The organism is Pseudomonas sp. KH_024_B2 (assembly GCF_057839965.1).
Genome location: NZ_CM174502.1, coordinates 449,116 through 461,816 on the forward strand (window position 1 = coordinate 449,116; position 12,701 = coordinate 461,816).

Annotated in this window: 6 protein-coding genes; 2 read left to right on the forward strand and 4 right to left on the reverse strand. The window is 59.8% G+C overall.

What is annotated here, in order from left to right; all coding sequences use genetic code 11:
• Window positions 1-81: 81 nt before the first annotated feature.
• Entirely contained in the window at window positions 82-4,035 is a 3,954-nt protein-coding gene (putA, locus tag AC3I0A_RS02160) for a trifunctional transcriptional regulator/proline dehydrogenase/L-glutamate gamma-semialdehyde dehydrogenase (RefSeq protein ID WP_489376006.1), read from the reverse strand.
• Window positions 4,036-4,496: 461 nt separating this feature from the next.
• On the opposite strand from putA, the gene putP reads away from it, so the two are divergent.
• On the forward strand, window positions 4,497-5,981 hold the full coding sequence (gene putP, locus AC3I0A_RS02165) for a sodium/proline symporter PutP (protein WP_489376007.1): 1,485 nt from the start codon (window positions 4,497-4,499) through the stop codon (window positions 5,979-5,981).
• A 358-nt stretch (window positions 5,982-6,339) separates the two neighbouring features.
• On the forward strand, window positions 6,340-7,176 hold the full coding sequence (locus AC3I0A_RS02170; RefSeq protein WP_489376008.1) for a 23S rRNA (adenine(2030)-N(6))-methyltransferase RlmJ: 837 nt from the start codon (window positions 6,340-6,342) through the stop codon (window positions 7,174-7,176).
• A 175-nt stretch (window positions 7,177-7,351) separates the two neighbouring features.
• On the opposite strand, the gene msrA is transcribed toward AC3I0A_RS02170, so the two are convergent.
• From msrA to AC3I0A_RS02185, 3 genes are all read right to left on the reverse strand, one after another.
• A complete protein-coding gene (msrA, locus tag AC3I0A_RS02175) occupies window positions 7,352-7,999 on the reverse strand; it encodes a peptide-methionine (S)-S-oxide reductase MsrA (RefSeq protein WP_489376010.1) in 648 nt (215 codons plus the stop codon).
• Window positions 8,000-8,073: 74 nt separating this feature from the next.
• Window positions 8,074-10,767 carry a sensor domain-containing phosphodiesterase gene (locus tag AC3I0A_RS02180; protein ID WP_489376012.1) on the reverse strand — a complete coding sequence of 898 codons (2,694 nt, stop codon included), beginning with the start codon at window positions 10,765-10,767 and terminating at the stop codon, window positions 8,074-8,076.
• Between the two features lie 227 nt (window positions 10,768-10,994).
• Complete coding sequence (locus AC3I0A_RS02185; RefSeq protein WP_489376013.1) at window positions 10,995-12,389, reverse strand: alkaline phosphatase D family protein; 1,395 nt, start codon at window positions 12,387-12,389, stop codon at window positions 10,995-10,997.
• Window positions 12,390-12,701: the final 312 nt, after the last annotated feature.

A 12,701-nucleotide genomic window follows, 5' to 3' on the forward strand; every position in this document is an offset into this window, starting at 1 on the left:
GCCTTCGCGGGCAAGCCCGCTCCCACAAAATTGTGGGGGTAAATAACCAGGCGCCCATTGCAGGCGCCTGGCTTTTTCGGTTTAACCGATAGTCATCAAACTGGCGTTACCACCCGCAGCAGCAGTGTTGACGCTCAGTGCTCGCTCGATCACCAGACGTTCCAGCGCAATGCTGGTTTCGCCGTGGGACAGGCCGTGAACCCCGACGATCGCGCCGGCACGTTTGGCCACTTGCTGGCAGACCGCACGCAGCTGGTCGGAATCGCCGTGATGCAGGACCGCGTCGAAGATCACATCGTCCTTGGTCCAGTCGGCCACCAGCTTGATCTTCGCCTGAATTTCCTTCGGCAAACGTGCGAACAAAGCCTTGGTCAACTGCGCTTCCGGCCATACCGCCGAGCTGCCCACCGCTGCTACCGCGGCCAGTTGGCTCAGCAGGTCGGCTTCGACGTCCGCCAGGCACAGCACATGCTCGCGCGGCAGGATCGCGTAGCTGTTGCGCTCGCCGGTCGGGCCGTTCAGCGTGCGGGTGATGCCGCTTTGCGATTGGGCGGCGAACTGCACGCAGAGGGCGCTCAGGTCGCTGAACTTATTGCTGTCGGCCCAGGTTTGCAGGGCCGTCAGCGGCTTGCTCATGGCATCGCGCAGACGCACATCCGGCGCGCTCAGGGCATCGCCGCGCACGAAGGACTGTTCGATCGCATCGACAGGACGCGTCGACAGCAGGCGGTACAAGTACAGCGGACCACCGGCTTTCGGACCGGTACCCGACAGGCCTTCGCCACCGAACGGCTGCACACCGACCACAGCGCCGACGATGTTGCGGTTGACGTAGACGTTACCGGCGTTGACGTTGTCGATCACCTTGGCGATGGTTTCGTCGATGCGGGTGTGTACGCCCAGCGTCAGGCCGTAGCCGGAAGCGTTGATCTGCCCGATCAGCTGATCGATCTCTTTGCGCTGGTAGCGCACCACGTGCAGCACCGGACCGAAGATCTCCCGTTGCAGCTCGTCGAAGCTTTCCAGCTCGATCAGGGTTGGCATGACGAAGGTGCCGCGTTTGACTTCTTCGCTATTGGCGATGGCCACCTGGTACACGTTGCGACCTTTGTCGCGCATGGCCTGGATGTGCTTCTCGATGCCGGCCTTGGCTTCGGCGTCGATCACCGGGCCGATGTCCACGGACAGGCGCTCCGGGTTGCCGAGACGGCATTCCGCCATGGCACCCTTGAGCATTTCGATGACGCGGTCGGCGGAATCTTCCTGCAAGCACAGCACCCGCAGCGCCGAGCAACGTTGACCGGCGCTGTCGAAGGCCGAGGATACGACGTCGATAACCACTTGTTCGGTCAGCGCCGAAGAGTCGACGATCATCGCGTTCTGGCCGCCGGTTTCGGCGATCAGCGGAATCGGACGGCCCTGAGCATCCAGGCGACCGGCGACGTTGCGTTGCAGCAGACGCGCGACTTCAGTGGAACCGGTGAACATCACGCCTTTGACCCGATCGTCGCCGACCAGACGGGCGCCAACGGTTTCGCCACGGCCCGGCAGCAGTTGCAGCACGCCTTGCGGAATCCCGGCTTCGAGCATCAGGCGCACGGCTTGCGCGGCCACCAGCGGGGTTTGTTCGGCCGGTTTGGCCAGTACCGGGTTACCGGCGGCCAGAGCAGCAGCGACCTGACCGCTGAAGATTGCCAGCGGGAAGTTCCACGGGCTGATGCAGACCACCGGGCCCAGCGGGCGGTGGGCGTCGTTGGTGAAATCGTTGCGCGCCTGCACTGCGTAATAACGCAGGAAGTCCACGGCTTCACGCACTTCGGCGATGGCGTTGGCGAAGGTCTTGCCGGCTTCGCGAGCCAGCAGGCCCATCAGCGGCTGGATCTCACCTTCCATCAGGTCGGCAGCGCGTTCGAGGATCGCGGCGCGTTCGGCGGGCGGGGTGGCCTGCCAGATCGGGGCGGCGTTCAGGGCGCACTGGATGGCGTTGTCGACGTCGTCGACGGTGGCTTCTTGCACATGGCCAACCACGTCACGCAGATCCGACGGGTTCAGGACTGGCGCAGGGGTTTCAGTGCTGGACGCGCAGCCGAGCATCGGCGCGGCTTTCCAGTGGTTATGCGCAGTGGCCAGCAGCGCACAGGACAACGACGCCAGACGATGTTCGTTGGCCAGGTCGATGCCGCTGGAGTTGGCGCGCTCGGCACCATAAAGATCGCGCGGCAGCGGGATGCGCGGGTGCGGCAGGCCGAAGCCGCCTTCCAGCGTGGCCATCTGCTCGATGCTGGCCACTGGATCGGCCACCAGCTCCTGAATCGAGATGGACTGGTCGGCGATGCGGTTGACGAACGAGGTGTTCGCACCGTTTTCCAGCAGACGACGGACCAGATAGGCCAGCAGTGTTTCGTGGGTGCCGACCGGCGCATAGACGCGGCACGGACGGTTCAACTTGCCTTCGGCAACTTTACCTACCACCTGTTCGTACAGCGGTTCGCCCATGCCGTGCAGGCACTGGAACTCGTACTGACCGGGGTAATAGTTCTGACCGGCGATGTGGTAGATGGCCGACAGGGTGTGGGCGTTGTGGGTGGCGAACTGCGGGTAGATGACTTCCGGCACCGACAGCAGTTTTCTAGCACACGCGATGTAGGAAACGTCGGTGTACACCTTGCGGGTGTAGACCGGATAGCCTTCCAGGCCTTCGACCTGGGCGCGTTTGATTTCGCTGTCCCAGTACGCGCCCTTCACCAGGCGGATCATCAGGCGATGACGGCTGCGGCGCGCCAGATCGATCACGTAGTCGATCACGTACGGGCAGCGCTTCTGGTACGCCTGGATCACGAAACCGATGCCGTTCCAGCCGGTCAGTTGCGGCTCGAAGCACAGGCGCTCCAGCAGATCCAGCGACAGCTCGAGGCGGTCGGCTTCTTCGGCGTCGATGTTCAGGCCGATGTCGTAGTGCTTGGCCAACAGGGTCAGCGACAGCAGGCGCGGGTACAGCTCGTCCATCACGCGCTCGTACTGGGCCCGGCTGTAACGCGGGTGCAGGGCGGACAGCTTGATGGAAATGCCTGGACCTTCATAAATCCCACGACCGTGAGAGGCTTTGCCGATCGAGTGGATGGCTTGTTCGTACGAGGCCAGGTACTTCTGCGCGTCGTGCTCGGTGAGTGCCGCTTCGCCGAGCATGTCGTAGGAATAACGGAAGCCCTTGGCTTCGAACTTGCTGGCGTTGGCCAGGGCTTCGGCGATGGTTTCGCCGGTGACGAACTGCTCGCCCATCAGGCGCATGGCCATGTCGACGCCCTTGCGGATCATCGGCTCGCCGCTCTTGCCGATAATGCGGCTCAGGGACGACGTCAGGCCGGCTTCATTATGGGTGGCGACCAGTTTGCCGGTCAGCAGCAGGCCCCAGGTGGCGGCGTTGACGAACAGCGACGGGCTGTTGCCCAGGTGCGGCTGCCAGTTACCGGTGCTGATCTTGTCGCGGATCAGCGCGTCACGGGTGCCTTTGTCCGGGATGCGCAGCAGCGCTTCGGCCAGGCACATCAGCGCCACGCCTTCCTGGGACGACAGGGAAAATTCCTGCAACAGGCCTTGAACGATACCGGCACGGCCGCCGGCGCTCTTCTGATTGCGCAGTTTCTCGGCAATCGAGGCAGCCAGCTTGTTGGTGGCGTCGGCCATCGCGGCGGGCAGGCGAGCCTGTTCCATCAGCATCGGCACCACTTCCGGCTCCGGGCGACGGTAGGCGGCAGTGATCGAGGCGCGCAGCACCGATTGCGGCAGGATGCTTTCAGCGAACTCGAGGAAGCACTGGTGCGCGTGATCGACGTGGATCTCGCCCGCTTCGTCAACTTCCTTGCCATTCAAACCGTTCAGCTCGGACAGGGTTGCACCACCCTCGAGTTTCTCCAGGTAATTGAAAATTGCCTGCTTGATCAGCCAGTGCGGCGTGCGATCAATCGAGGTCGCGGCGGCCTTGAGGCGTTCGCGGGTCGGGTCGTCGAGTTTGACCCCAAGGGTGGTGGTAGCCATATTTTTATCCTCATGTTTGCCACGACTGCGTGACATCAGCTGGCGGCAAGATTAGCCGCGAGCAGACAGAGGTGCAACCGGGTGCAACCCTTTTTTTATCGGAAAAACAGGCAACTCGTCAGGAAATAAATTCCGCCATAGAGAAAGCTGCGCTTGCTTGGTGCTTTTACTTATGGGAAAACAGATTCTTGCTCCGAAAAGGAGCAAAAACAGGTTTTTTCACTGAGAATCCGACTAGGTGCAACTTATTCGAGTGAAACAGGTTGCACCTTATTTACTTTGTTGAATAGCATTCGCGCCCAAGGTGCAACCGGTCCAAAAGATCGGTTCATCGGCTGATGGCTTTCCTGGGGAAACATCAGTCATAAATGCGCGGACCCCGGAACCGTCTGACAAACGCAGTCGTTTGCCGACGGTTCAACAGCCGCCGCTACATAAAAACAATGCCAGGGCTTCACACAATGAGCGTAAGTAATCCAACCCTGATCACGTTCGTGATCTACATCGCGGCAATGGTGCTGATCGGCTTCATGGCCTATCGCTCCACCAACAACCTTTCCGACTACATTCTGGGCGGCCGTAGCCTGGGCAGCGTGGTAACCGCGCTTTCCGCTGGTGCTTCGGACATGAGCGGCTGGTTGTTGATGGGCTTGCCGGGCGCTATCTACATGTCCGGTCTGTCGGAAAGCTGGATCGCCATCGGCCTGATCGTCGGCGCCTACCTGAACTGGCTGTTCGTGGCCGGGCGTCTGCGCGTGCAGACCGAGCACAACGGCGACGCACTGACCCTGCCGGATTACTTCTCCAGCCGTTTTGAAGACAAAAGCGGTCTGCTGCGGATCATTTCGGCGATCGTGATTCTGGTGTTCTTCACCATCTACTGCGCTTCCGGCATCGTTGCCGGTGCTCGTCTGTTTGAAAGCACCTTTGGCATGTCCTACGAGACTGCGCTGTGGGCCGGCGCTGCGGCGACCATTGCCTACACCTTCGTCGGTGGTTTCCTGGCTGTGAGCTGGACTGACACCGTGCAAGCCACGCTGATGATCTTCGCGCTGTTGCTGACGCCGATCATCGTGCTGCTGGCTACCGGCGGCGTCGATACCACCTTCCTGGCCATCGAAGCGCAAGATCCAGGCAACTTCGACATGCTGAAAAACACCACCTTCATTGGCATCATCTCGCTGATGGGCTGGGGTCTGGGCTACTTCGGCCAGCCGCACATCCTCGCGCGCTTCATGGCGGCGGATTCGGTCAAGTCGATCGCCAATGCCCGTCGCATCTCCATGGCCTGGATGATTCTGTGCCTGGGCGGCACCGTGGCTGTAGGTTTCTTCGGTATTGCCTACTTCTCGGCGAACCCTGCCGTGGCGATGCCGGTGAGTGACAACAACGAGCGGGTGTTCATCGAACTGGCGAAGATCCTCTTCAATCCATGGATTGCCGGTATCTTGCTGTCGGCCATTCTGGCTGCCGTGATGAGCACCTTGAGCTGCCAGTTGCTGGTGTGCTCCAGCGCCCTGACCGAAGACTTCTACAAGACCTTCCTGCGCAAGAAAGCTTCTCAGGTCGAGCTGGTATGGGTCGGTCGTGCCATGGTGCTGTTGGTTGCGTTGATCGCCATCGCCATGGCTGCCAACCCGGAAAACCGTGTACTGGGTCTGGTCAGCTACGCCTGGGCCGGTTTCGGTGCCGCCTTCGGTCCGGTTGTACTGATCTCGGTCATCTGGAAAGACATGACCCGTAATGGCGCACTGGCCGGTATCCTGGTCGGCGCGATCACCGTGATCGTCTGGAAGCACTTCGAACTGCTGGGTCTGTACGAAATCATCCCGGGCTTCATCTTCGCCAGCCTGGCGATCTTCTTCGTCAGCAAGATGGGTGCTCCGACTGCCGGTATGCTCAAGCGTTTCGCCGCTGCCGAGAAAGACTTCCAGCTGAACAGCTGAGTGAGATGAGCTGATGCTCTGATCATCAGGTGGCATAAAAGCGGCCCGCCTCCTTCTGGAGGCGGGCCGTTTTTTTATGTCTGCCGATTAAACGGCAGGTGCCTTGCTGGCGTCTTCGCGGGCAAGCCACGCTCCCACATTAGATCGCATCACCCTGTGGGAGCCGGGCTTGCCCGCGAAAGCGTCCTGTCAGGCGACAAAGATTCTGGAGGTTTTTGCGACTGCTTCGCCCGGGCGCGGACCAGCCGACGGGGCAAGCCTCCTCGCCACAAGTTGTGCGGCGTCTGTCCGCCCAGCTGTGAACCCCTGACGTTGCGCGCCGTACAAGGTAAACTTCGGCTCCTGCGCAGGAGCAACCATGAACTATCGCCACGCCTTCCACGCCGGCAACCACGCCGACGTCTTCAAACACCTGACCTTGACCCGCCTCATCGCCTTGATGTCGCGCAAGGAGCAGCCGTTTGCCTATCTCGATACTCACGCCGGGATTGGTCTGTATGACCTCAAGGGCGACGAGGCCAGCCGCACTGGCGAGTATCTGGAAGGTATCGCCCGGTTGTGGGGTGAGCCGGATTTGCCATTGCTGACCGCTGATTACATGCAAGTGCTGCATGAGATGAATCCGGATGGCGAGTTGCGTTATTACCCGGGTTCGCCGGAGCTGGCGCGGCGTTTGACTCGTTCGCAGGATCGGCTGTTGCTCAACGAGAAGCATCCGGAAGACGGGCGCTTGCTCAAGGACAACATGAAAGGTGATCGCCGCGTTGCGGTGCACCTGGGTGAAGGTTGGCATGTGCCGCGGGCCTTGCTGCCGGTAGCGGAGAAGCGCGCGTTGATGTTGATCGATCCGCCGTTCGAGCAGCTCGATGAGATGCAGCGCTGTGCGGCATCGTTGAAAGAGGCGATTGGCCGGATGCGCCAGACCGTGGCAGCGATCTGGTATCCGGTGAAGGATCAGCGGATGTTGCGCCGCTTCTATCAGGACCTGGCCGGCACCGGTGCGCCGAAGCTGTTGCGGGTGGAGTTGCTGGTGCATCCGCTGGATACGCCCAATAGCCTGAACGGTTCAGGGCTGGCGATTGCCAATCCGCCGTGGGGGCTGGAGGAGGAGTTGCGTGAGTTGCTGCCGTGGCTGTCGAAGAAACTGGGGCAGACTCAGGGTGGCTGGCAGATGGATTGGTTGATTTCGGAGTAAGTGATCCGTTAATCCGGTTCATGTCAGTGATGTTTGCACCGGCTGGCAGGTCGTCTTCGCGGGCAAGTCGAATCGTCGCACCGCCGCTCCCACAGGGATTTATGTCGATCACATAACCTGTGGGAGCGGGCTTGCTCCGGGCGGCGATCCGACGAAGCTTTTCAGCGTCCGAAAATCAGATCGGGCAAGTCACGCCTGTACCGCCAATCCCGCAATACCCTTCAGGGTTCTTGGCCAGGTACTGTTGGTGATAGGCCTCGGCGAAGAAGAACGTCGGTGCTTCTTCGATTTCGGTGGTGATGGTGCCTTTGCCTGCCTTGGTCAACTCGGCCTGGAATACTTGCTCGCTGTGCTTGGCCGCAGCCAGTTGAGTCGGGTTGGTGGCATAGATCACCGAGCGGTACTGGGTGCCGATGTCGTTGCCCTGGCGCATGCCCTGGGTCGGGTTGTGCAGTTCCCAGAACATCTTCAGCAGCGCTTCGTAGCTGACTTTTTCCGGCTCGTAGACCACCAGTACCACTTCGCTGTGGCCGGTAAGGCCCGAGCAGACTTCTTCATACGTCGGGTTCGGCGTAAAGCCACCGGCGTAACCCACCGCCGTACTGACCACGCCTTCGCGCTGCCAGAACTTGCGCTCCGCGCCCCAGAAGCAGCCCAGGCCGAAGATCGCGAAATCCACGTCGGTGACGAACGGGCCCAGCAGCGGCGCGTCGTGGACGAAGTGTTTTTCCGGCACGGTCATCGGAGTTTCGCGGCCAGGCAGAGCCTGTTCTTTGGTTGGAAGCACGTTTTTGTTCACCAGAATTTCCGAGCGCAAGACCATGATCAGTCCTCTCAGTCAGATTGAGTTAACGGTAAGGAATCAGACTGACAGTTTGCCCGAGTGTTACAGCGCTGTCAGGCGATTGGGCCGCGCGGGTAGCGTTTGAGCTTTTCGATCAGCTCGGAGCCTGGGATTGGCCGGTCGAACAGATAACCCTGGCCGACGTCGCAGCGGTGGCGGCGCAGGAACGCCAGTTGCTCGGCGGTCTCGATACCTTCGGCGACCACTTTGAGCTTCAGGTTGTGGGCCATGGCGATCACCGCGGAGGTGATTTCCATGTCGTCCTGGTTGTCCGGGATTTCGTGGATGAAGCTGCGGTCGATCTTGATGATGTCGATCGGGAATTTCTTCAGGTAACTCAGGGATGAGTAACCGGTGCCGAAGTCGTCCATGGCCAGGGTCAGGCCCAGACGCTTGAGCTGGTCGAGTTGCAAGTGGGTGTCTTCGGTGGCTTCCAGCAGCAAGCCTTCGGTCAGCTCCAGCTCCAGCAGGTTTGCCGGCAGCGCTTCTTCCTTGAGGATGTTGGCGATGGACGCCACCAGGTCCGGGTCGGAAAACTGCTTGGGCGACAGGTTGATCGCCACTTGCAGATTGCCCAGACCGGCGGCGGTCAGGTCTTTGCTCATGCGGCAGGCCTGACGGGCGATCCATTTGCCGATGGGAATGATCAGTCCGGTTTCTTCGGCAACGCTGATGAACTGGTCGGGGCGGATCATGCCTTTTTCCGGGTGATTCCAGCGCAGCAAGGCTTCCATCCCCAGCAGACGACCGCTGCGCAGGCAGAGCTTGGGCTGGTAGAACACGTCCAGTTCGTTCTGGGTCAGGGCGCGACGCAGGTTGTTTTCGACGAACAGTTTGTAGCTGGCTTCGGCGTTCAGCGCTTCGGTGAACACTTGAACCTGATGCTTGCCGTTGGCTTTGGCCTTGTGCAGGGCGAGCCCGGCGTTGCGCATCAGGGTTTGCGGGTCGCGGCCATGCAGCGGCGCACAGGCCAGGCCCACGGAGCCGGTGACGCTGATCAACTGGTTGTCGACGAACATCGGTTTGTCGAGTGTCATCAGCAACTGGTGGGCGACCTGCTGGCCGGTCTCAAGGTCGGTGTCGTCGAGCAGCACGGCGAATTCGTTACTGGCGAAACGCGCCAGGCTGCCGCTCGAGCTGAGGCTGTTGCGCAGACGGCGGGCCAGGCTGATCAGCAGTTTGTCGCCGGTCTGGTGGCCGAGGCTGTCGTTGATCCGCTTGAAGTTGTCGATGTCCACCAGCAGCAGGCTGATCGGCGTGTCGCTGTCGCGGGCAAAGCGTTCGTCGAGGTTGCGGATGAACGCCGGACGGTTGCCCAGGTTGGTCAGATTGTCGGTGTAGGCCAGGCGCTCGATGCGCTGCTGGGCGAGCTTGGTGTGGGTGATATCTTCATAGATGCCGATGTAGTGGGTCAGTTCGCGATTGTCACCGTAGACCTTGGAGATCGACAGCTGACCCCAGTAGGGTTCGAGGTTTTTACGCCGGCTCTTGAACTCGCCCTGCCAGCTGTTGCTCTTGGCCAGGCTCGATGGCGCGTCGAACAGCAATTCGCTGAGGTTTTCCAGCGCCGGCAGTTCCGACAGTTTGTGGCCGTGGACTTCTTCGGTGCTGTATTGGGTGATCGCGGTAAAGCTCGGGTTGACGTACTCCACCACGCCCTCGCAATTGACCAGCAGAAAGGCGTTGGCGCTTTGCTCGACCGCGCGCTGGAACAGGTGCAGGGCGCTGGTGGCGGTACGTCGGTTGTGGTTGTTGATGACCTGAGCGAACTGATCGGCCAGCTCGCCAGCGAAAGCGATTTCATCCGACTGCCAGGCGCGGGTCACGCCGATCTGCTCCAGACACAGCACACCGACCAGCTGGCCGTCGATGCGGATGCTGGCGTCGAGCATGGCGTTGACGTTGTGCGCTCTCAGGTGCTCGGCCATTTCCCGGGTGCGTGGATCGTGTATGGCGTTGTGGGCGTCGATCGCCCGGCTGGTGTGCAGCGCTTCCAGGTAATCGGGGAACACGCTCGCGTCGATGACGTCGGGCATCCAGTATTCCCGGGAGCCACGGTTATACGCGGAGATCGGCACCAGTCGCTGGTCTACGAGATTCCAGATGCTTGCGCAATCGATCTCATAGATGTCGCAGGCGCTGCGGGTGATCAGTTCGGCGGCTTCCAGCAGGGAATTATTGGTGCTGTAGCGCTGACGGGCCAGGAGCAGAATCAGCTCCTGCTGGGCCCGCACCCGTTCAAGGTGCTGGAGTTGTTCCTGCTGCGCCCGCTGGTTGAGTTCCAGGGCGATCTGCAGACGAGTGTTCTGGGTCTCCAGATCCAGTGCCGGCAGTTGCGGGTTGTTGCTGAACGGGCCATCGACCACCATCAGGTAACCGCGTAGCAGGTGCCGATTGTGTTGTTTGTAGGCTTCACCCAGTTCAAGCAGGCTCAAAGGCCCTTGGGCGGTGTGCAGCGTGTAGCGGATCAGGTAATGCGGGCTGGTGGTCAACTGCTGCTGAATCGCGTCATGCAATTGATAGCGCGCTTCAGGCTCCATCAGGCTGGCATAGGGCGAGTCCACCAGTGCACAGAGTTCGACGGCAGCCAGACCGAATTGACGTTCGCAATTGGGATCAAGGAACAGCAGCGCCCAGCTAGCCTCATTCAGCCGTTCGAAACGCAGCATGCCGAGCCGCGAGGGCACAGGCAACTGCGTCACTACCTCGGCCACCATACGGCTGGCGGCATCGGGTTGGCTTTTCATGGGGGAAACTCGCTTCGAAAATGCTGATCGCGCCGGGCTCGCGCCCTCTTTACTGTTGCTTGTGGCAAGGTTGCATCATGCGGCACAGACTGACAAGTAAGGATGAAGGCTAAGTGCTATAAACGTTTGTCGGCAGGGCGAAGGATTTCTGCAGGTGGCAGGGAAACCGATGTCCAGCGGCAGACGCAAGTCCACACCTGCCACATAAGTACAGAGGGCCTTGGGCGTCAGCGCAGCGCAATATTCACTGATTGCACGAGGGTGCCGTGTTTGTCGTAATAATCGACGCCGATGTGCTCGGAATCGATGGTTATGCGCGCAAAGTTGTCCTGGCTGATCACGTTGCTGGTGAGCTTCTGGTTATAGCTGCTGCCGCCAAGGCTGGCGAGCGGCTGGTCGAGGATGAAACTGTCGGCTTTGGCATACGGTATCAGCCTGCTGTTGCACAGCGGTGAGGAGACGATGGTGTGGACCATGAAGTCCGGGTCTTGACTATGGGTCAGCTGGCTGGTCATCGAGCCGTGCACATCACCGGCGATAAAGATTACATTCTGGATCTTGTTGCTGTGGATGGTTTCAAGGATTCGGTCGCGTTGCGCCGGGAAGGACTTCCAGGCATCGCCGCCATCGCTCTTGAGGTCCGGATAGAACATGACGCTGCTGACTACCAGCTTGACCCTCGCACTGCTGGTGACAAGCCAGTCGAGCAGCGCGTGTTCCTGTTCACTGTCGAGAATGCGCCGGTCTTCTTTGGAAAGCGTGCGCCGGGTCCGGGTATCCAGTACGAACCATTCAATGTCTCCATCAGCGAATTGATACCAGTAGTGGGGAATGCTGCGCTCCAGTTGTCCTGAAGGTAAAAGCGCGTGGGCCGGGCTGTGGCTGCACTGATAGAGCTCATAGGCGCGGATGGCATTGTTGAACAGCGATTGGTCACTGCTGCTGGCTTTGGCCGGCCAGTTATCCTCGATTTCATGATCATCCAGAATCATGTACGTCGGCACGCTGGCCATCAGCTGGCGGATATGTGGCTGAGAAAACGCGGTCTGGTATTTGTGCAGAATGTCCTGGTATTCGCGGTCTGGCGCGACAATGTTCAGATCGTCGACATACACTTGGTCCCCCAACATCAGTATCCCGTCAACCGGTGTTTCGCAGTGTTGGATCAGCGTATTGATCGCTGCAAATATACGGTCCCCTCGTTCGGGGAAAAAGGGTATGCCTAACGTCATGTGCAAGTAACGACACGAACCAAGGATATAAGACCGGGGCAGGTGCTTATTGTTCGAGCAGGTTTTAAGCGTATAAACAGGTTCGGGCCATCGCAGTGCAAGTTCATTGACGGTATCGACTGTTTCACACGGGTCAACCGTGGTCAGCCAGCCCGCCTGATACTCGTAGCGGGTATCGGCTTGCAGTCCTTTCAGTACCACGATGCCGGACATATCGTGTTGCTTGTCCAGCAAGACGAAAGCGCCTTGCGACCATGTTTGTTCTCCTGACTTGCGATAGCGAATACCACCAAAAGTAAAAGGGGCCCCGCTATAAATGGCACGCAGAAATATGCGCGAATGGTGGGAGGTGGTATGGCCAATGATCGGGCCAACGCTAGGTTTGATCATCTTCGACTCCTGTCGAGAAAAACTCTTGATAAATAGTTATTGCCAGTGCAGTAAAGGGTTGGGTTTCGTATAGGTAAGGTTAACTACACAAGAGGGATGGATTGTTCATGCGGGGAGTTTTAGCCTGTGGCTTTTGTGGACGTATGAAGTACGTCGCTCGGTAAAAAGCAGTAGGAGAAAAGTGGTCAGGCGCGTCAGAGTTTTCTGATTTTTATCTGGAAGGGGCGGGATATTTATTTCAGGCAAAAAAAGCCCCGCCAAATTGGCGGGGTTGAGGTACGAGCGTGGCGCTCGGAAAACGTGGAACGCGGT

What these genes read in the sequence shown, in the direction of transcription:
- msrA (WP_489376010.1), bottom strand. Translation starts at nt 7,999, where the DNA reads ATGGTCTTGCGCTCGGAAATTCTGGTGAACAAAAACGTGCTTCCAACC.
- AC3I0A_RS02180 (WP_489376012.1), bottom strand. Translation starts at nt 10,767, where the DNA reads ATGAAAAGCCAACCCGATGCCGCCAGCCGTATGGTGGCCGAGGTAGTG.
- AC3I0A_RS02170 (WP_489376008.1), top strand. Translation starts at nt 6,340, where the DNA reads ATGAACTATCGCCACGCCTTCCACGCCGGCAACCACGCCGACGTCTTC.
- putA (WP_489376006.1), bottom strand. Translation starts at nt 4,035, where the DNA reads ATGGCTACCACCACCCTTGGGGTCAAACTCGACGACCCGACCCGCGAA.
- putP (WP_489376007.1), top strand. Translation starts at nt 4,497, where the DNA reads ATGAGCGTAAGTAATCCAACCCTGATCACGTTCGTGATCTACATCGCG.
- AC3I0A_RS02185 (WP_489376013.1), bottom strand. Translation starts at nt 12,389, where the DNA reads ATGATCAAACCTAGCGTTGGCCCGATCATTGGCCATACCACCTCCCAC.